The 20,014-nt window shown below is 37.8% G+C and carries 20 protein-coding genes; 8 read left to right on the forward strand and 12 right to left on the reverse strand.

Going from position 1 to position 20,014, the window contains the following annotated elements; genetic code table 11:
* Window positions 1-16 precede the first annotated feature (16 nt).
* Both PNIG_RS08495 and PNIG_RS08500 read right to left on the reverse strand, forming a co-directional pair.
* Window positions 17-1,270, reverse strand: coding sequence for a YeeE/YedE family protein (locus PNIG_RS08495; protein ID WP_089368265.1), 1,254 nt, complete (start codon window positions 1,268-1,270; stop codon window positions 17-19).
* A 284-nt stretch (window positions 1,271-1,554) separates the two neighbouring features.
* The gene (locus tag PNIG_RS08500) at window positions 1,555-2,214 is read right to left on the reverse strand and encodes an SCO family protein (protein ID WP_089368266.1); all 660 of its coding nucleotides are present in this window, start codon (window positions 2,212-2,214) and stop codon (window positions 1,555-1,557) included.
* 351 nt (window positions 2,215-2,565) lie between these two features.
* On the opposite strand from PNIG_RS08500, the gene PNIG_RS08505 reads away from it, so the two are divergent.
* Entirely contained in the window at window positions 2,566-2,919 is a 354-nt protein-coding gene (locus tag PNIG_RS08505) for a TM2 domain-containing protein (protein ID WP_011328163.1), read from the forward strand.
* Between the two features lie 120 nt (window positions 2,920-3,039).
* Here the strand turns inward: PNIG_RS08505 and PNIG_RS08510 are convergent, their stop codons facing one another.
* The gene (locus PNIG_RS08510; protein WP_089368267.1) at window positions 3,040-4,557 is read right to left on the reverse strand and encodes a leucyl aminopeptidase; all 1,518 of its coding nucleotides are present in this window, start codon (window positions 4,555-4,557) and stop codon (window positions 3,040-3,042) included.
* 214 nt (window positions 4,558-4,771) lie between these two features.
* On the opposite strand from PNIG_RS08510, the gene PNIG_RS08515 reads away from it, so the two are divergent.
* On the forward strand, window positions 4,772-6,586 hold the full coding sequence (locus PNIG_RS08515; protein WP_089368268.1) for a protein kinase domain-containing protein: 1,815 nt from the start codon (window positions 4,772-4,774) through the stop codon (window positions 6,584-6,586).
* 61 nt (window positions 6,587-6,647) lie between these two features.
* Window positions 6,648-7,091 carry a DUF3859 domain-containing protein gene (locus tag PNIG_RS08520; protein WP_011328166.1) on the forward strand — a complete coding sequence of 148 codons (444 nt, stop codon included), beginning with the start codon at window positions 6,648-6,650 and terminating at the stop codon, window positions 7,089-7,091.
* 102 nt (window positions 7,092-7,193) lie between these two features.
* Here the strand turns inward: PNIG_RS08520 and PNIG_RS08525 are convergent, their stop codons facing one another.
* The 3 genes from PNIG_RS08525 to acuR form a co-directional block, all read right to left on the reverse strand.
* Entirely contained in the window at window positions 7,194-7,610 is a 417-nt protein-coding gene (locus PNIG_RS08525) for a VF530 family protein (protein ID WP_011328167.1), read from the reverse strand.
* A 72-nt stretch (window positions 7,611-7,682) separates the two neighbouring features.
* On the reverse strand, window positions 7,683-8,675 hold the full coding sequence (gene acuI / locus PNIG_RS08530) for an acrylyl-CoA reductase (NADPH) (RefSeq protein WP_089368269.1): 993 nt from the start codon (window positions 8,673-8,675) through the stop codon (window positions 7,683-7,685).
* Between the two features lie 48 nt (window positions 8,676-8,723).
* Window positions 8,724-9,359: an acrylate utilization transcriptional regulator AcuR gene (gene acuR, locus PNIG_RS08535; RefSeq protein ID WP_041454420.1), complete on the reverse strand. Its 636-nt coding sequence runs from the start codon at window positions 9,357-9,359 to the stop codon at window positions 8,724-8,726.
* A gap of 386 nt (window positions 9,360-9,745) precedes the next feature.
* Here acuR and rmf point away from each other — a divergent pair, with 386 nt between their 5' ends.
* Window positions 9,746-9,916: a ribosome modulation factor gene (gene rmf, locus PNIG_RS08540; RefSeq protein ID WP_011328170.1), complete on the forward strand. Its 171-nt coding sequence runs from the start codon at window positions 9,746-9,748 to the stop codon at window positions 9,914-9,916.
* A 76-nt stretch (window positions 9,917-9,992) separates the two neighbouring features.
* Here rmf and fabA read toward each other — a convergent pair whose 3' ends face one another.
* Window positions 9,993-10,508: a bifunctional 3-hydroxydecanoyl-ACP dehydratase/trans-2-decenoyl-ACP isomerase gene (fabA, locus tag PNIG_RS08545; protein ID WP_011328171.1), complete on the reverse strand. Its 516-nt coding sequence runs from the start codon at window positions 10,506-10,508 to the stop codon at window positions 9,993-9,995.
* A gap of 203 nt (window positions 10,509-10,711) precedes the next feature.
* On the opposite strand from fabA, the gene PNIG_RS08550 reads away from it, so the two are divergent.
* The 3 genes from PNIG_RS08550 to PNIG_RS08560 are packed head-to-tail and all read left to right on the forward strand — an operon-like array spanning window position 10,712 to window position 12,820.
* A complete protein-coding gene (locus PNIG_RS08550; protein ID WP_089368270.1) occupies window positions 10,712-11,569 on the forward strand; it encodes a 6-carboxytetrahydropterin synthase in 858 nt (285 codons plus the stop codon).
* Entirely contained in the window at window positions 11,562-12,380 is an 819-nt protein-coding gene (locus PNIG_RS08555; RefSeq protein WP_089368271.1) for a M23 family metallopeptidase, read from the forward strand. Before PNIG_RS08550 ends, PNIG_RS08555 begins: the two co-directional genes overlap by 8 nt.
* A gap of 5 nt (window positions 12,381-12,385) precedes the next feature.
* Complete coding sequence (locus PNIG_RS08560) at window positions 12,386-12,820, forward strand: acyl-CoA thioesterase (protein ID WP_011328175.1); 435 nt, start codon at window positions 12,386-12,388, stop codon at window positions 12,818-12,820.
* Between the two features lie 198 nt (window positions 12,821-13,018).
* Here PNIG_RS08560 and PNIG_RS08565 read toward each other — a convergent pair whose 3' ends face one another.
* From PNIG_RS08565 to PNIG_RS08585, 5 genes are read right to left on the reverse strand one after another with little or no spacing between them, the layout of a single operon-like run.
* Window positions 13,019-14,341 carry a Na+/H+ antiporter family protein gene (locus PNIG_RS08565; protein WP_089368272.1) on the reverse strand — a complete coding sequence of 441 codons (1,323 nt, stop codon included), beginning with the start codon at window positions 14,339-14,341 and terminating at the stop codon, window positions 13,019-13,021.
* Window positions 14,338-16,320, reverse strand: coding sequence for a transglutaminase TgpA family protein (locus tag PNIG_RS08570; protein ID WP_089368273.1), 1,983 nt, complete (start codon window positions 16,318-16,320; stop codon window positions 14,338-14,340). The genes PNIG_RS08565 and PNIG_RS08570 overlap by 4 nt, the downstream gene beginning before the upstream one ends.
* Window positions 16,317-17,306, reverse strand: a complete 990-nt coding sequence (locus PNIG_RS08575; protein WP_089368274.1) for a DUF58 domain-containing protein — start codon at window positions 17,304-17,306, stop codon at window positions 16,317-16,319. The genes PNIG_RS08570 and PNIG_RS08575 overlap by 4 nt, the downstream gene beginning before the upstream one ends.
* A 5-nt stretch (window positions 17,307-17,311) precedes the next feature.
* On the reverse strand, window positions 17,312-18,217 hold the full coding sequence (locus PNIG_RS08580) for an AAA family ATPase (RefSeq protein ID WP_089368275.1): 906 nt from the start codon (window positions 18,215-18,217) through the stop codon (window positions 17,312-17,314).
* A gap of 13 nt (window positions 18,218-18,230) precedes the next feature.
* Window positions 18,231-18,614 (reverse strand): response regulator, encoded by a 384-nt coding sequence (locus PNIG_RS08585; RefSeq protein WP_086994129.1) that lies wholly within the window; start codon window positions 18,612-18,614, stop codon window positions 18,231-18,233.
* A 426-nt stretch (window positions 18,615-19,040) separates the two neighbouring features.
* Here PNIG_RS08585 and PNIG_RS08590 point away from each other — a divergent pair, with 426 nt between their 5' ends.
* Window positions 19,041-19,784 (forward strand): hypothetical protein, encoded by a 744-nt coding sequence (locus PNIG_RS08590; RefSeq protein WP_089368276.1) that lies wholly within the window; start codon window positions 19,041-19,043, stop codon window positions 19,782-19,784.
* The last annotated feature ends 230 nt before the right edge of the window (window positions 19,785-20,014 follow it).

The raw sequence follows: 20,014 nt of genomic DNA on the forward strand, positions 1-20,014 counted from the left end.
TTAATTATAAAAGGTATTATTTAATAACAGCATGTTGCAGCTTATTACCCAGTATTCCACCAAGCAGTAAAAAAATTAGGTAAATCCAACCTGACAATGAAAAGTTAGCGATAGGGGTAAATAATGCACCTACATTGCAGCCATTGGCAAAACGCGTACCAAACCCCATTAGTAGCCCACCAAGTGCAAATAAAGCAAACTGTTTAGCTGAGTGGTTTATTTTAAATGAAAACGAAAATTTACCCATAAGCAGCACGGCTATTAATGTGCCTAACATTATTGCAAAGTTTTGTACCGAAATAGCATGATCAAAAAAGCCTGTAGTAAACATTACTTCGGGTCTTAGAGTAAAGTTTGCAATATCGTTTGCGCTTATGCCAAGTTGCATTACAAGCTTACCAAACCATATGCCAAAAGGGGTAGAAGCGCCCCAGCCCGAACCAGTTGACGCCATCATTACACCAAATATAATTGCAATTACTAAAGCAGAAGTGCGCATTTCCCACATGTTTCCTATCCAGCGTTTATATGTGTGGGTGCTAAAAAATGTAAATAGTTGTGTACTGTTGTGTAATAACTGCTTTTGTCGGGCTATTTCACCGTCAACCCCTAAATAAGATCCACTTTTTTGGCGGTAGTTCTCATATTTTTTAGCCAGCACTACAACAATTAAAGCAAAAGCAATCGTAACTAAAATAGCAATAAAGTAGCCATTTAATGGCCCCCAACTAAACAAATCGGGCAGGTAAACACCTTGCCCAGCATAACTACTTGTAGAGATTACACTTTGCGTGATCCAGCTTTGCGTTGTTTGTAGCGGAAAGCCAAAAAACACACCTGCTCCAAAAAATACCAATGTTGTTAGTGCGCGTGGTACATCGCTTACCATTTCTACCATCATGCCGGTAGCACAGCAGCTCGACAAGCTCATACCGGCACCAAACATTACGCCACCAATAATCAGGCCTAAATTAATAGGGTTAACCCATAAGTTATAACTTGTTGAATCTGTATTTACTAATAAGCCAGCATTTATAATGGCAGTAATAACAAACATAAACATAAGAGTTTGCAATAGCTGTGTTGAGCCACGTCGGTATGCGCGATTAATGCTGCCAGCAAAACCAATTGAACCTTTCGCTAAGGCAAAACCCAAAGCTAAGCCTAGCAGTAGACGTAAAAACAGTGATGATGTTTCGAGAAATAGTGCCCCTAACAAAATAGATAAAATTGCAATAGCGCTACCTAGTATGGCTTGTTTTTTATTCACGTAAGTACCTAATAATTAATAATACAAAGCAGAAGTGTAAGTGAAGGGCGGATTATTCTATTGTGCTGCAAATAAGTCCAACGCTACCCTATAACTTGTTGGTATATATACGTCATTAATACTCTATGCTGTAAGCAAGTGAAGTAGTTGATTAAAAAAATATATGAGAGATTTAAAGCGGACTTAGGTAGGAGGTATTTTAAGTAAACATTTATAAAATAATATAAACACTCTATTTGCTAATAAAGTGTTTTATATTTGTGTTTTTAGTAATAGTGAGTAGCTTAAAAGTTGGCAAGCTCCTTAGCAGTGAAAGTTGCATTACTAATTACACCCGTTATTTGAAACTTGATTCTGCCTTGCTGATCAAGCACCGTCATTATAATAGAGTGCTCTACCTCGCTATTCCCTATATTTTGATACTTAATGTTTAATGCTGCAGCTAAGCTGCGCACATCATCGGCTGAGCCAGTGAGTAAGCTCCAATTATGTGCACTTAGTTTTCTGCTTTGGGCAAAGCTTTGTAATACCGTCGGGGTGTCTGTATCAGGAGTAAGCGAGACTAATATAAATCCAACATTGTTTTTTTCTTCATTACTAAGCTTATTTTCAATAGCTTGCATGGTCGACACAATAGTAGGGCAGGTATGCGCACAATGTGTGTAAATAAGGCTCACTATTTGCTTTTTACCACTAAAGCTACTTAATAAACGCTCGTGGCCATCTTGATCTAACCACGTATTATTTAATTGGTAAATGGAGTTTTGAGGAATGTTTTGAGCTGGAGCCTGTTTGCTATCTTTAGATGAAGCTTGAGCATAGGCTTGTAAGTAAGCCTGTGTGTAGGTTTGTGAGAAGCCTAGTGAGTAAGCGGCTGAGCTGGTTAATAATGCCGTAACAGTACACATTTTAACAAATAGTGTTATCGATTTAAATTTTATCATTTTGATACTCCATTAAAAAACCACAATTAACTTAGTGCTGCGCTATTAAGCAAAAAGGGTTTATGCAGAACAACTAACTAAATGTAAATTTTGTTAACATTATTTAGTGTTGATTATTGATACTATCGAGTTTTAATAGCTGCACATCGTTTATTTGCACTATATAAATCATGTATAAGCACCAAAATGTAAAATAGTTGTTTTATTTTTGTTGAATGTGGTTTGCCTATTGTGCTAAGTTTTTAGCTGTTAAATATTTTCAAGTATCTAAAAATTAAAACTAATAATTTATATACTGACATTTACTTAACTACGCTATGAAGCATATTTATAAACAATGGAGAGTTATTAATGAGTGATGCAGCAACATTAAAAAGTGCAGACGAAAAGTTTTGTTCGGACTGTGGAGGCGTAATTAGTTTAAAAGCAGAAATTTGTCCTAAATGTGGGGTAAGACAAACAGCGCAACCTAATTCATTAGGTGGTACTGCGCCCAATGGTAAGAGTAAAATAGCTGCAGCATTGCTTGCGGTATTTTTGGGTGGCTTTGGTGTTCATAAGTTTTACTTAGGGCAAATTGGCTTAGGCTTTATTTATCTGTTGTTCTTTTGGACAGCTATTCCGGCGATCATTGCATTTGTAGAGTTTATTATTTTATTAACCATGAGCGATGAAGCGTTTAATAATAAGTATGGTTACGACTAAAACGTGTTTGACCTTCTAGGTTAAAGGTTATATTGCTTTAACTAACAATAAAAAACGCCAAAAGCATATATGTGCTTTTGGCGTTTTGTGTTTTAGCTAGTAAAGCTAACTAATGTATATTTAATTACTTAGTAGCCATTCACTCAATAAACGCACGCCAAATCCGGTACCGCCAGCAGATACTTCGTCTTTGCCTTTTTTAGCTAATGCATTGCCGGCTATGTCAATGTGTACCCAGCGAGTGTCACCGGCAAAATGCTCTAAAAAGCTTGCTGCGGTAGTTGCACCAGGGCCGCTGGAGCCAACATTGGTTAAATCAGCAATATCCGACTTTAAAGCATCTTTATACCCTAAAGGTAGGCGCCATAAGTTTTCGTTAACCTGTTTACCGGCTAAGGTTAATTGCGTTACTAATTTATCATCTTGTGAAAATACTGCAGCGTATTCATTGCCAACAGCACCTACTTTAGAGCCAGTTAATGTGGCTACATCAATCATTATTTCAGGATTAAAGTGCTTACGCGCATACCACATTGAATCGCTAAGTACCAAGCGGCCCTCTGCGTCGGTATTAAGTATTTCTACACTTAAACCTTCAGCGGTACGTACTACGTCGCCCGGTGCTACAGCAAATTGCGACACCATGTTAGCGGCCATACCCATCACTGCAACTACGTTTTTATCTGCTTTAGCAAGTGCCATTGCTTTTACAGTACCCAGTACCGCTGCTGCACCTGCCATGTCTGATTTCATTCGTGCAATAGATGCACCTGTTTTAATGCTGTAGCCGCCAGAGTCAAATGTAATACCTTTACCTATTAGGGCAATAGGTGCGTCGTTAGACCCTTTATAATGAGCAACTACAAGACGAGCGCCTTGTTCGCTACCACGGCCAACAGCTTCAAGCGCTCCCATACCTAGCTCTTTTAATTGGGCAGGCTCAAGTACGCTAATAGTAACGCCAAGAGACTCTAACTCTTTAGCTGCATTGGCAAAGTCGACCGGGGTCATGTGGGTAGCAACTTCAGAAGTTAAGTCGCGGGCCAAAAACACCCCAGCTTGAATGCTTTGTAGCAACTTATATGTTTTTTGTGTTTGCTTAGTGTTGGCAACATCAAATGTGTAACTAATAGTTTCTGTGCTGGCTTTTTGCTTATATTTTTCAAAGCGGTGGTCGCGTAAATTAGCACCGTGAGCAAAGTTAGCTGCTAACTCGGCATTGTTATTTAAGCCGGTTACGTCATCAAATATTACACTTGCGGTTGTTACTTTATTACCGAGTAAGCGAGCATGTATATTGCCACCTAATTTTGCAATACGGGCTTTATCTAGTTCTTTTTGTTTACCCGTACCTACCACTAATATACGATCGTATTTACTGTTTTGTGGTGCTATAAGTTCGGCAACACTGGCGTAATCGCCTTTAAAGTTTTCAATGTCTATTATGCGCTGTAAATGCTGTTTAAACTCTTTATTAAGTGCTTTAAATTGTTTGTTTTTTCCATCTTGGCTATAAAATACGACTAATGTTTGTGCATCTTTGTTTATGTTTGATGAGAAAGTAAACTCAGCTGCGTGCGTACTCATACCAGCACAAAGCGCTATAGCTAAGGAAGAGGCTTTAATTATGTTTGTCATTGTTTAACCCAAAAGAATATAAAGCCCTGTTTTACCTTATTTTAGCCCAATAGGTTAAGCCCTATACGTTGAATGCGCAATTTATAGCGATATGTAGCCTTAAAATTTAAACGAGCGCTATTACTTGAGATAAAACTTTAAATAAAATAGAGTATTACACAGCTAAAAGGGTTATTAATTTAAGCCGTTATACTTCCTTAATTGAGAAAATACAGTGCAAGCCAAAGAAATTCGTAACTTTTATATTAACGAAGAGCAATCTGTTTATTTGCTCTCACACCACGATGCTAAAAAGCATCGGCAGTGGCTTAATATATGTATTAAAAAACTTACCTTACTTGGTTACGAAAATGTAGAAATGATTGGCTCAGGCGCTTTTGGTTTTGTTTTTGCGGGACACGACGATACCGGCTTACCTTGGGTATTTAAGTTTTCGCGTATTACGCTAGCGCAAAGTATACGCGACCGCCTAGAAGACGAAGCTTACATGCTATCGCAAATTAACAATCCACTTGTACCTGAATTTTATGCATTTGAACGAATTAAAAAACAAGGCATTTTAATGATGGCTCGCGCCATGGGCGAAGACCTTGAAAAAGTATCGTTGAAAAAAGGCCGAATTGGCGCTGCAAAAATTATGACGCTGGCAGTGCGACTCAGAAACGTGCTGCTCGATCTGCGCAATCATAATACGGGTATAACGGCGCAGCCTATTGTGCATGGCGACATTAAACCTTCAAACTTAGTATGGGACGAAGCCAGTGATGCACTATCGTTAGTGGATTGGGGAAGCTCGGTATACGCGCAAATAGATAGTGACGGTAACCCCATTGCCAGTAATTTTATGGATTTAATGTCGGCAGACCTAAGCACTACTAACGCACGTATGGGCGATGTTTACTTTATTGGTGAAGCACAAATGTCGGGAGAGCAATCATCTCCACGCTTTGATGAGCAAGGCGTAGCGGCAACCTTGTACGCACTTGCTTCTGCACAGTCTTGTCGGTTTGGAGTAGACGTTATTCCGGCCAGCAGTTTAGGGCTACCAATAGAGCTGGCTAAAGTAATTGACGGTATGCTCTCTAAAAATAAACAAGTGAGAAATAGCGCAGGTGATTACTTTATGCGTAACATTACTAGTATGGCGAAAGCATACCTACCTGAGTTACCTAAAAAAGTAGTTAAAGCCGCGATTCCGTTTTGGTTTAGTTATGACGAAGAGCCCGAAACCGTTGTATACAGTTCACGAAAGCAGTTTTTACGCCAAGCCGATCATAAACAGCAATTGCTTGATGTAAACGATGCCCAATTAGATCGTTACTACAAAGAGTTTTTGTTTGATACCGGAGATACCGAAAAAGCATTTTTAGCTTCAATTAGTCGTTTAGCAAAGTATCCTGCGGTAGGCGGGTTAAGCTTTCATTGGAAAGATGAGTCACTGTTTGTTGAATCATCGCTAATTTTGTATAACGAAACGTTAGCCGCTGCATTTACCGATGCGGTAAATAATACCGTAATGCTGGCACAAGCAATTAGCCAAAAAGGGCTGTTTAAATGTTGTTTGTTTGACGCACGTAAAACCATTCAGCTAGAGCGCGATAGAACCGGCGCCTTTAAGTTTGAAAGTTTACCAGAACTTGATTTTGAAACGGTGAATGTAAATGCCAGTGATGTTACCCGGCCACATTCTTACTTTGAAGATGGTAAAGATCCCGACGAGCAACTACAACTGCCAAAAAAAGTAATTAAATGTGTGTTTGAGCTAAATCAAATACACCACACTGGCTGCATTATTTTTGAAGCGCTGCCCGATAGGCTCAAAATACATCATTACTACCGGTTGCTCGATGCCAGTAAAGAGGATGAGTTTAGGCGGCTGCTTAATAAGTTGATGCAATACGCAGTTAATATTACCGACGTAGGGGTAGCCGGTTTTATGAAGTTACCTTACAAAAATACTCGTGAGTTTAGTTTGTGCGAGCAGCAGAGCAATCATTACTATCCTAAAAACCCAAAAATGACACTTTAAATATGGCAAATTTACACACCCTGCTGGCATACAATAAACGTTAAATATAAAGTTAGGTGATATGGCTAAATTAAAACCGATAATTACGCTGCAAAGCTACGGTATTTACTCAACATGGGATAACGAGAGTAAAGCATTGCCGCAAATAGAGCAATTTACTACCGAGGTCATCGCTACTCTTGATGTTGAATTTGGTTTGATCATAAATATTAAAAAAGCCAAAGGCGAAAAATTACATTACAGCATTTATCATCCTAATATACCCGATGATGAAGGCGACATAATGCCTCCTTTTTCCGGAGTGGTGTATGTTAAAGACAGCGACTGGCATTTTTATTTAGGTGATACTTTATGGCCACCAATTAATAATAAACTTGGTAATTGGCGCATGACCATAGAGTACAATGGCAAACTTATAGCGGATAAAACATTTAATGTAGCACTGCCTACAGAGCGCTCGGCTGTAGAGTTTTGGCAAGATAGGGGATACAAGCCTCTAAAGTAAACTTTATATCTTTGTTGCTGTTAACTTATAGGGTATGAGTAAAAAGGCGTAATAAAAAGCCGGCAATGCCAGCTTTAATAATGAGTGGTTTAACCTTGTGCTTTAGTTGCCCCAAGGATTAGTTGAGCTAACACGCTGTTTACGGGTACGCGCACGTTGCTTAGTCTCTTTTTTCTCCATAATACGCTTTGCATCAGTAAAGCTTAACTCACACGGCTCACCAGGTTTATGATCAGCAGGGATCACGCGATCACGCGGTGGCAGTTCGTATTGCACATCATCAGGGCGTGGTAAGTTTTTAAGGCGATACAAATAAAAGTTATCTACTTTTTCTTGTGCCCACTGTGTTTTACGTAAAAATTTAACCGCCGATTTAATATCAGGATTATTTTTAAAGCAATTTAGCTGTAAATAAGCGTATAGGAGTTCCCACCCATATTGTTCAACCAGCTCTTCAACCACTTGTTCTAATTTTACGCCTTGCAGTGGGTTATTACTGAAAAGTTCTTGGTTGCTCATAGGTGTTACCTCGTTATTAAAATACAAAGTGTATTATAAATTTAATAACGAGGCTTTAACAGTGTAAAAAGCTTAACTTTGGCAATTAACTACAACCCGGCCGCGAATTTTACCTTTCATAAGCTGCTCGGCGTTATCAATTACTTGTTCAAGCGTTATTTCAGTCGATATTTTATCAAGGTAATCAGCTGCTACTAAAGATGCTAAACGATCCCATGCTTCAATTCGGTCTGCTTTTGGGCGCATTACGCTATCAATACCTATTAATCGAATGCCACGTAATATAAATGGTGCTACAGAGCCAGGTAAATCCATACCTTGTGCAAGGCCACATGCGGTTACAACACCTCCATATTTTAATGAGGCGCAAATATTAGCTAAAGTATGGCTACCTACTGAGTCTATAGCTGCGGCAAAACGCTCTTTTTGTAGCGGCTTACCTGGGTTTGAAAGCTCATCACGATTAATTACATTTGCTGCTCCTAGCTCTTTTAAATAATCACTTTGCTCCATTCGTCCAGTAGCTGCGGTTACATTGTAGCCAAGCTGATTTAGTAAATATATTGCAAAACTACCTACGCCACCATTGGCACCGGTTACCAGCACTTCGCCTGAATCGGGTGTTATGCCTTGTTTTTCGAGTGCAATTACACTGAGCATAGCGGTGTAACCCGCAGTGCCAACTTGCATAGCTTGTTTAGGTGAAATGCCAGCAGGCAAGGGGATTAACCAATCGCTCTTAAGTGCTGCTTTTTGAGCAAGCCCACCCCAGTGTTTTTCGCCTACACCAAACCCATTTAAAATTACCTTATCGCCACTTTTAAATTCATCGCTGGTGGAGTGGCTCACAGTGCCTACTAAATCTATACCCGGCACCATAGGAAAACTGCGTACCACAGGCCCTTTCCCGGTTATTGCTAAGCCATCTTTATAATTTAAAGTGCTGTATAGCACATCAATAGTGACATTTTCATTCGGCAGGTCACTATTCTTAATGCTGCTTAAAGAGGTGCTGTAGTTATTATCATCTTTATTAATAACAATGGCTTTAATTGGGTTACTCATGGGACATCCTTTTAGACCGATCGTCTTTTAATTGGTGAAAAAAACGCATTAGGTTAGTAATGCGCGTAAAAACATTTCTGTATACAAAGTAAGTGGAGTATTAGACTTAGTGAGCTTGGCACGCATAACCGCACCCTCCCAACCAATCCAAAAGTACTCACTCATTAATGGGGTGTTTACACTGTTGGCAATTGTACCTTGCTGCTTTGCTTGGTTTAAACACACCTCTACCAAGTTTTGCCAGCTAGTATAACTTTGCAATAAGCGGGTTTTAAATTCGTCACTTAAGTGATTCAGTTCTTGATTTAAATTGCCTACTAAACAGCCACGCTTATAATCGTACTTCTTCATCCCTTTAATGGCACTTTGGGTAAAGTTGACTATTCGCTCCAGCGGGGGCACGTCACTTTGTTGTAAATAATGATTAAGTTTGGCAATAAAATAACTGTCGTAAGCATCAACAAGGGCAATACCGTACGCTTCTTTACTTTTAAAGTAATGATAAAAAGAGCCTTTAGGTACGGCTGCTTTTTTTAATATGGTATCGAGGCCAGTTGCGCTAAAACCAAACTCGGTTAATGTTTCTAGGCCTGTGCGAATAAGTAACGCTTTGGTATCGGCGTTTTCTCTGGCTACTTTGGGTGGGCGGCCACGCCTCACTGGAGTTGGTGTGTTTTTGTTCATACAACATATTAGACCGATCGACTTTAAATAATCAAGCATTAATTGTGTTGTTTATTAAATAAGCTAAAGAAAATTTAAAATAATTAAAAAACAGACTAAATTAATTTGGAACTAAGGCTAAATTAGCCGGTCACAATATATACACAACAGTGTAATAAAACGATTTTTTAATCGTGTTTTTAAGTTAGATTAAACCGGTCAATACAGTGCAAGTACGACCACTTACTTTTTAAAAAGCTAATTCATCATTGCATCAGCAGCTTAGTTAAAGTCAAACTAATTAATTGCTTTTATAATTTGAATTAACCTTTTTTATTAGCTATTCATTACATGTAGATTTCACTAATGCTACAAAATATATAAATACAAAGGTGAGGATATTACCGATGAAGAGACAAAAAAGAGATCGTTTAGAGAGAGCACATTCTCAAGGATTTAAAGCAGGTTTAGCAGGTCGCTCTAAAGAGCATTGTCCCTATCAACAAGTTGATCCAAAATCAGAATGGTTAGGTGGTTGGCGCGAAGCAATAGATAATCGTAATATTTATAAAACATAGTATATAACTGAATTTAAGCAAAAATGCCTCCAAGTGGAGGCATTTTTGTATGTGTATTTTAATTATTAACAGTTAATTAAAATGCACTGGTGTCTTGAAATAGACCTACTTTTAAATCTTTCGCTTCGTAGATTACACGGCCATCTACTTCTACCGTGCCATCGGCAACACCCATAAATAATTTGCGTTTAATTACGCGTTTCATTACTAGGCGGTAGGTTACTTTTTTAGCGGTTGGTAAAATTTGGCCGGTAAATTTAACTTCACCCACACCTAGCGCACGGCCAAGACCTGGACCGCCAGACCAACCTAAGTAAAATCCAACTAACTGCCACATAGCGTCTAAACCTAAGCAACCTGGCATTACAGGGTCACCTTTAAAATGGCAGTCGAAAAACCATAAGCTAGGGTCAATATCTAGCTCAGCAACAATTTCGCCTTTACCATGTATTCCGCCATCGGCAGTAATAGAGGTAATGCGGTCCATCATTAACATATTGTCGCTTGGTAAACGGCAGTTACCTTCACCAAACATTTTACCTTCACCACATAGGATCAAGTCTTCTTTTGTATAGCTATTTTTAGGTTCCATAACACTTATCTTCGCTTATAAATTGCCAACTACTTTAGCGTACACTTGTACGCTGAACAACTCGGATCAGTTAAAAAAGCTAAATTTAGCAGGTTTTTTAATCAATCGATTGGTGTAATTGATTTTAGCCTGATTAAACCGCGCAATTACAATCATAAATCATTATAATTACCGCTGACTTTTAACCTGTTTAAAGGAAATTTATGATCCTTTTTGTTAACTCACTAACAGTGATAGATTTTTCTTACTTGTGTAATAAACGCGGCGCAGTTGGCGAGAGCTGGATTGTTGATTTAACTTTGCATGGCAAACTAAACGATGAGTCTATGGTATTAGACTTTGGCTTAGTTAAAAAGCAAATTAAAGGCATTATAGATGAGTGTATTGATCATCGTTTAGCTGTACCTAATAATCTAAATGGCGTGGTTAGCGAATTTAGCGACCATAAAACATTAGATTGTACATTTGGTGATAACCACCATTTGGCGATGAGTGCTCCACATCAAGCTTATTGTATGATTAACGCAGATGAAGTAACTATTGCATCGGTTACAGATTTTTTAATAGCGACTATTTTGCCACAACTGCCAGATAATATAGAAAAAATTGAGCTGTCATTGAAGCCAGAGCATAATCAAAGCTATTATTACCATTACAGCCATGGCCTTAAAAAGCATGATGGTAATTGCCAACGTATTATTCATGGGCATCGTTCTCAAATTGGTATTAGTTTAGATGGTATTTCTATGCCTCGCCTGCAAAAAGAATGGTCACAAAAGTGGCAAGACATTTATTTAGCCACCGCTGAGGATCAAATTAAGGCAGACGATTTACAGCACGTTAGCGCAAAAGCTGGCGATGTATGTTTTGCATATACTTCAGCGCAAGGCTATTTTGAAATGGCTATTAGCGAATCGCGTTGCGATATTCTACCTAGCGATACCACGGTTGAATGCATTGCAGAATACTTAGCGGGTCAGGTAAAAGCACAATATCCTGAAAAAGCGGTAAAAATAACGGCCTACGAAGGAGTAGGCAAAGGGTCTATTAGCCATGCTTAAAACATTATTAGCAGCCGTGTTAATTTCCTCTACTAGCTTAAGTGCAATGGCACTTGAGCTAAAAGGGCAATTAACTCAAGGCGGTTTAGTAACCGGTAATATTAGCAACGCGCAGTCGGTTAGCTTTAACGACAAAACACTTAAGCTTTCGAGTAAGGGTGATTTTGTATTTGGCTTTGGCCGCGATGCACCAACAAATCACACACTTAAATGGGTTGATAAAGCTGGTGTTGAGCACACTGAAAGCCTAGTAATTACTAAGCGCGACTATCAAATTGATAAAATTACCGGCGTTGCTAAAAAATATGTATCGCCGGCTAAAGAACTCAGCGCACGTATAAGTAAAGAGGCTGCTGCGATTAGAGCTGCGCGCCAAGTTAATTCTGACCTATTGTACTTTTTAGATCCTGTGCTAAAACCTGCACAAGGGCGTATATCTGGGGTGTATGGTAGCCAACGTTATTTTAATGGCGAGCCACGCAGACCACATTTTGGCTTAGATATAGCCAATAAAACGGGCACACCTGTGTATGCACCTATAAGTGGTACTGTGGTGTTTTCGCAGCCGGATATTTATTATTCAGGTGGCACACTTATTTTAGACCATGGCCACGGCGTTACTTCTACTTATATTCATTTAAGTAAGCTTGATGTAAAGCTGGGCGATAAAATTGAACAAGGTAGTAAAATAGCTGAAATAGGTGCAACAGGGCGAGTAACAGGCCCGCATTTAGATTGGCGTTTTAACTGGCAAGGTGAACGCCTTGATCCGGCCTTATTAATGCAAGACAAATTAGCTAATAAAAAGTAGATACTATGACACAAGTAGAGCGCGATGCTATTATCGCGCAACGTATTAAAGATTCCACCACGTCGGTAACTAAAACAGTTTTTCCGGGGCGAACTAATCACCACAACACTTTATTTGGTGGCGACGCTTTAGCCTGGATGGACGAGGTTGCTTTTATAGCGGCAACGCGTTTTTGCCGTAAGCCTTTAGTTACTATTTCATCAGATAGAGTAGACTTTAAAGAGGCTATTCCTGCTGGTACTTTCGCTGAACTTATAGCAAAAGTAGTGCATGTAGGTAATACCAGTTTAAAAGTTGATGTCGATATACTTCTAGAAACTATGCATAATGATAACAAGCATTCCGCTATTAGTGGCAGCTTTACCTTTGTTGCAGTAAATGATGATCACAGACCAACGCCTGTGGTTTGCGATAAAATGATTTATGGTTTTGACAAGTAAACATTAGAATAAAATATTTTAATGTTATTAAAAATAAGCACTTTAAGTAGTGCTTATTTAAACACCCAAAAAGAACACATCATACTAATTAATTGCAAAAGATATAGCTAAACAGCAGAGTCAATTTTAATAAAAATTATCAAGGTGGGAGGTCGATAACCTAATCTATTATTAGGTTATCGTTTTACATTACTTAGGTTAAAGTACCATGGCAGCTATCCAGCCAAATATTAATAACGGTATATTAAAGTGAATAAAGGTAGGCACTACTGAATCCCAAATGTGGTCGTGCTGGCCATCAGCATTTAGCCCGGAAGTTGGCCCAAGTGTAGAGTCAGAAGCGGGGGAGCCTGCATCACCTAACGCACCGGCCGTACCCACTAAAGCAGCAGTGGCCATAACCGAAAAGCCCAGCTCTAAACATAAAGGAACAAATAAAGTAGCTATAATTGGCACGGTTGAAAATGAGCTACCTATACCCATGGTAATAAACAATCCAACTAATAAAATAACCGCTGCCGCAATGGGTTTATTCCCAGCAAATAACTCAGCGCCACTGTGTACTAAACTAGCCACATGACCTGTAGCTTGCATAACAGCTGCAAATCCTTGAGCAGAAATCATTATAAAACCAATCATTGCCATCATAGCGACGCCTTTACTAAATACGTCGCCATTATCTTCCCATTTAACGATACCGAAAACGCTAAAAATCATTACACCCACTAAGCCGCCTAAAATCATTGAACCGCTAGCGTTTTGCGCAATAAGTGAAGCAAGTACAGCAAACAGGCCAACTAACATTACCTTTTTTGGGTTTTCTACCGTGGTTTCTTTACTTTCTATGGTAAGTGGAAGCGCTGCGTAGTCGCGACGTTTTCTGTAACTAAAAAATATTGCAATTAATAAACCTGCAAACATGCCCAAAGCCGGAATTATCATTGCCATAGGAACTTGGGTATTTATTATTTCTAAACCGTTATCCACTAAATTTTTATGGAGTATTGAATATAAGTAAATACCACCAAAGCCATACGGTAGTACCATATAAGAAGTAGCTAAACCAAAAGTTAATATACAAGCTATTGCACGTCTATCCAGCCTAAGTTTATTAAAAATTACCAGCAGCGGTGGAATAAGAATAGGAATAAAGGCGATATGAACCGGCACTAAGTTTTGCGATGAAATGGCGCAGATCATTATTATAAATAAAATAAAATAACTGAGCAGGGTTTCACTGCCAGTTTTTTGTGCATTAACTTTAGCTAATAATTTTGCGGCTAAAATACGTGTTAAACCTGACTTAGAAATAGCCACTGCAAAAGCACCTAACATGGCATAACTTAGTGCTATTTCAGCACCTGCCGACAATCCCGAATTAAAGGCGTCTATACTTTCTTTTAAGCCCAAACCAGCGGTTAAACCAGCAACTAGGGCACTTATTATCATTGCAACAATAACATTTACGCGGACCAAGGTAAGCCCAAGCATTAATAAAACGCCTATAACAACCGCATTCATAGATTTCTCTGTTTCGTAGATTTAATTAATTTTATCAGATATTTTGCCTGAGTTTTACGTTCTTTATTAAATGGTTTTTTAGCATAACGTACTTGGTTAAATAACTGACTAAACTCGAGTAATTGTTGCTCAACATGCGGCGCTTGCGATGCTAAGTGTTGTAATTGTTGAGTAGGCGTTAAATGATCGGCTATCTTAAGTTTACGTTTTTTAGCCCAATTTATTAATTGTTCAAACTCTTTAACCATAGGAGCTAATTTAGTAGCGGGCTTAGGCCAATTTAAATAAACAAAATAACTAACAAAAGTCAGCCCTAAAATAACAATTACAGCCAGCGGTACCAGCCAAATATTTTTGCTGCCAAAAATAGACTTTAAAAAGTCGTTTTGTTTTTCATCATCAAAACCAAGTACCCAGCTAGACCACTTATAATCTAAGTTTTCTAGCTCTAGCCTTAGCCAATTAATAGCTGCAAAGTTACTTAAACTGACCAAACCAAAGTCGAGATTGCTTTTAAACTCATTATTTAATTCATTATTTTGTGAAAGCGATCCTGTAAGCCTATCGGGAGCAACCACCGCTGTGGCATCAAATATTTGCCAGCCTTCATTATCTAAATACACTTCTACCCATGCATGTGCATCATATTGGCGAACAGATAAAGTATTATTATCAGTATTAAGCTCACCACCTAAATAACCACTGACAACTCTTGCCGGTATACCCGCACTTCTAAAAATATAAGCTGCGGCACTGGCATAGTGGCCACAAAACCCACGTTGTTGCTCAAACATAAACTGATCAATAGTATTGTTGCCGCTCATTGGCGTCGGGTTAAGCGTATAACTAAATTTTTTGTCTATAAAGTACTGTAGTAATGCATTGTAAAAATCACGGTCGCTGGTTAAGTTTTGTTTTAAATTATAGGCAAGAGCACTTGCTTTGTTATTGTCGTTATTTACTAAGTGTTTGTAGTGCTTAGTTTGCCACTGTAATAAAGGAGCATTTGTTAGTGCAGAGCTGCTTGCTGTGTATTGCACACTTTTAGCTTGGTAATTTTTTTTACGCAGTAAGCCCAGTGAGTCACTCTCTACGTTATCGTTATTACTGGTTGCAAAGATGAGCCCATATAACCACTTTTGACTCGAGGGCTCGGCAATAATCGAATAGTCGTATTTTGTTAAACTACTAACTTGTTGCGTTTTAGTTTGAGTTACGCTGTTATGCTTTAATAAATTGGAAGTGAGCCACGCATTTCCGTTAAACTCATCGTGTACTAAGACTCGCCAATACAGGGGAGCTTTAGGTGCTAGATCATTAAATTTAGCTCTAAACACCAGTTCATCTGAATTAGATAACTTGGCAATATCAAACGGATCTATTTGCTCAGACAAACCTGTTTTAGCTAACTTTGGCCCAGGTAGTTGCCAAAATGCCGGCATTTTTGGTAAAAATATTAATAAAAATACCGCCAGCGGTAATGCCAATAATAGTAATTTACCGCTTTGTTTAGATGCGACTTTTAAATTATGTTTTGATTCTAACAAGCCTAGTACGGCAAAATTTAAAATGTACAAACTACTCACTACTAAAGTAGTTAAAATACTTTGGTTAAATAAATAAACCGCCGAAAGCGAAAAAAATGTCAGCGTAGTTATTACATGATAATGCTTTTTAGTTTTCGCCTGTAACAACTTAAATAAGCTTGAAAGCAACAACATAGCCACAAATAAAATAACCGTGTCGCTAAATCCCACACTAAAAAGCATTAACCCTAAAGCAAGTGCTGCTAAAGCGTTAGCCAACCAGGCATTAGGTTTAGTTTTATTACTTATGGTTACATAAAAGTTCCACGCACAAAGTAGCGCTAGTACACTAATAAATACAATTGGTAAGTGAGCAATAAAAAACACGACTAAGCAGCTGTATATAAAACACAGTGAATAATTTATTACTTTTATGTTTTTTATTGCCGTCACTTTGTATAACCATTAAATGTACTAAGTGATTCTAAACAAAGTGTTTTATGTTGCACACCTACGTTGGTAGCTATTATTTTACTTGGTAGTTTTAGCATAAAGGGGCTGTTATTCTCTGTTGCTTCACATACTAAAAAGCACAGCTGGTTTAAGCGTTGCTCGGTATCGCCATGCATTAAATCAAAATCAAATAATGCATCAGCAGCTTTAAAATCAACAAACTCTTTAACTAATAACTGCTGTGTTTTAGCAAAATGTTTCCAAGAAATTCTTTGCAATCCCATTTCATGCAAGTGCGGTATTAATGTTTCAAACTCTTCACTACCGAGTTGTTTGGCAATACCGTTTTCGGCTTGCTCGGCTAGACTATTTATCTGAGCGTCACTAAACACCTTTTCAAGTGAAGGGTAAATATAAACACTCGATTGTAGTTGAATGTAGCTCCAAACAGTGATCAAGCCAAAGGGATAATTACTGGCAATTTTTATTCGCTGTAGTGAGTAACATCCGCGTTTGTTATAGGGTAGTGGTAAGCTTAGCGTTTGGGCTGCATTGGTTATTTCATCATGATTAATTTGCGTTTGTTGATCGCCTTGATAAATTAGCATCACAGATTGGCAAATCGAGGGGCTTTGTACAGCAAACTGAACTTGCGGATTTTGTGGTGCAAAGCTCGAAAGTGAATTTTTAAAAGTAACAGTTAGCCCTTTTGCATTGCTGTAACCCAGTAGTACAGCAATAATCATTACCACAAACATTAAATAAGCCATGATCAAAATTAAGTTGTTTTGATAGTTAATCCCCATCACAAAATTTAAAATAGCTACACTAATAAAGTAGCAGCCAAGGGCTGATGGAAAAACATAAATAGTTTTGTGTTCTAGTGTAATTGACTGTTTTAAATGTTTATTTTTTAATAATTTATTAAATATGGCACGTTTAAATGACTTAAATAAAGCAGGGCGCTTAGCTTTGTTATTTGGCATAAATGCTATACCGGAACCATAACAGCTTTTAATATTTGTATAACTTGCGCTTCGCCAGATTCATTGTGTAACCCTAAACGGTGCTGACAAACACTGGCAAAAACTGCTTGCACATCTTCAGGCATAACAAAGTCACGACCGTCAATATAAGCCCATGATTTAGCAGCTTTTGCTAATGCCATGCTAGCGCGTGGCGATAACGATGCAGCAAAATTATTACTTTCGCGTGTATAATTTACTAATTCAATAATATAATCAATTACAGGATTACTAAGTGTAATATTGCTAATTTGAGTTTGAATTTGAGCTAATTGTTGCTCAGTAATACGTTGTGGTAGCTGGCTGTAGTCACGCTTTTGCATATTTAGTAACAGCCTTTTTTCGGCTTCTTTTGGCGGAAAACCAAGGCTAATACGCATTAAAAAACGATCTAGCTGCGACTCAGGTAAAGGGTAAGTACCTGATTGATGTAATGGATTTTGTGTAGCAATAACAAAAAATGGGGTAGGAAGAGAATACTTTTTACCATCAACAGTAACTTGTTGTTCTTCCATTGCCTCAAGTAAGGCGCTTTGTGTTTTAGGTCCCGCTCTGTTTATTTCGTCTGCTAAAACAACTTGGCTAAAAATAGGCCCTTTATGAAAGCTAAAACTGTGTTCATTACTATTAAATACATTAGTACCTAATATGTCGGCTGGGAGTAAGTCGCTGGTAAATTGTATCCGTTGATACGACAAGCCTAAAACGGCTGCTAAGGCATGCGATAACGTTGTTTTACCCATGCCAGGTAAATCTTCAATTAGTAAATGGCCTTCACTAAATAAGCAGGTGAGCGCGAGCTTTATTTGTTGTTTTTTACCAAAAATAACATTAGATAAATCATCGATAATTGCACTAACAGAACTTTGCATACTAACCTTAATATTATTCAATGAGCTCTAAACGCTTCATTACTGTATCTACTTTTTGTACATTAAACGGTTTTGCTATAACCCCTTTAGCACCAAGTTCCCACGTATTTTCTACATTTTCGAAACTGTTATGGCCAAAGCAAATAACAACATGAATATGCGGATAGCAATTATTTATATAAGTTAAAATATCACTACCTTCAGAGTCAGGTATTTCGACATCTAAAAATATAACCTTTGGGGACTTTTCGCTAAGCAGCGGTTTTGCACAATCAAAATCTTCACACTCAAGAATATCTTCATAACCAAGATCCGTTAAAATTTGGTTTAGATAGTCGCGACTGTTTTTTGTATCATCAATAATTAAAATAGGTTCTAGTGGGTGCACAAATTCCATATGTTGTTACTTCTATTGTTAATACCATTTGAGTACTTTCAATACTAAGCTAACCACCTCATAAGCTCAAGACAGTAACTAAAAAACAGTCATTAATAACTGATTTAAATGATTTTTAGCTACTTTGTCGTTTTATTAAATAACCTCCGCGCATTACTTATCCTTTAATATTGTAAAAATTTACGTTGTAAGTGATTTACGTTTAATTAATAAAAAACAAATTAACAATTATGGTGTTTTAACCTACTGATATAATTTGCTTATTATTGCAAGGTAACGCATTGTGAATTTTTTGTTATTTAAATAGTTGACGTACGAACCTCTTGCTGGGATTATGACCACAGCAAGGGCTTATGCCCATACTGTAATTTAGCACTATATAACTCAAGCCAAACGCAGAGCTTATACAACCAAAGAAGCATATTTATGAAAGCTAAACATGTATTAACACTAACGGCAGCAATAGCGACTTATAGTAGCCAGGTACACAGCAACGATTTTAATTTAGGGTTAGAATTTAAAACAAATCACTTATGGCATGGCTCAATTGTAACGCCAGGCCCAATGGTTGCTGGTGAATTAACTTATAAAACGGCGGATAATAAAATCACCTTAGGTTTATGGGGTGGGACCTCTTTTGATGGTGAGTATCAGGAGTTTACTTATTTTGCTTCTTATAAGTTTTCAGAGCAGCTGTTCATTGAAATTGTTAATCATGGGAACCACTCGTCGATTAATAATGTAGATATTTTTGACTATTCAAGCGATCCGGATAAAACCGGAAACTTTATTGATGTCGGTCTTGGTTATACCTTTGCGGGCGAAATGCCATTATCACTTTACAACTCAGTAATAGTTCAAGGGATAGATACCTATTTAGATGAAAGTTCAGGAAAAAACAAACAAGCTTACACTAACTATCTCGAAGCTAGCATGCCCGTGTGGAAGGGTAATGAATTAGATGAGCAAGTCTCTGTATTTATTGGTGGTGCTTTTTCTTTTTTAGATCAGCAAAACTTTTATGATGATAACGCTAATATAGTTAACTTAGGTTTTACTTACTCCAAGAGCTTACAAATATTAGAGTATAATTTTCCTATATCGGCAACAGCTATGTGGAACCCCGCGCAAAATAAAGGTGCATTACAGGTCGCATTTACGTTTTTATAATTTTTATAGCTGTGGCCATAACTTGCACTTAGCTGTAATAGAAAAAATATGTTGTGAGCAATTAGAAAGCGTTAACTTGATTTCTATTAGTGCAATAACATGAAAATTCGACACTTTTATTAAATGAATGGTATATTTAGAGGGCTAATAACAATTAAATAATTCGTTCAATTAACAAAAATATTTTGCTGTTAATCAATTTTAATAGTCTATTTATTTTGATTTTAAGA

The sequence above is a fragment of the Pseudoalteromonas nigrifaciens genome, assembly GCF_002221505.1.
Taxonomy (GTDB): Bacteria; Pseudomonadota; Gammaproteobacteria; order Enterobacterales; family Alteromonadaceae; genus Pseudoalteromonas; species Pseudoalteromonas nigrifaciens.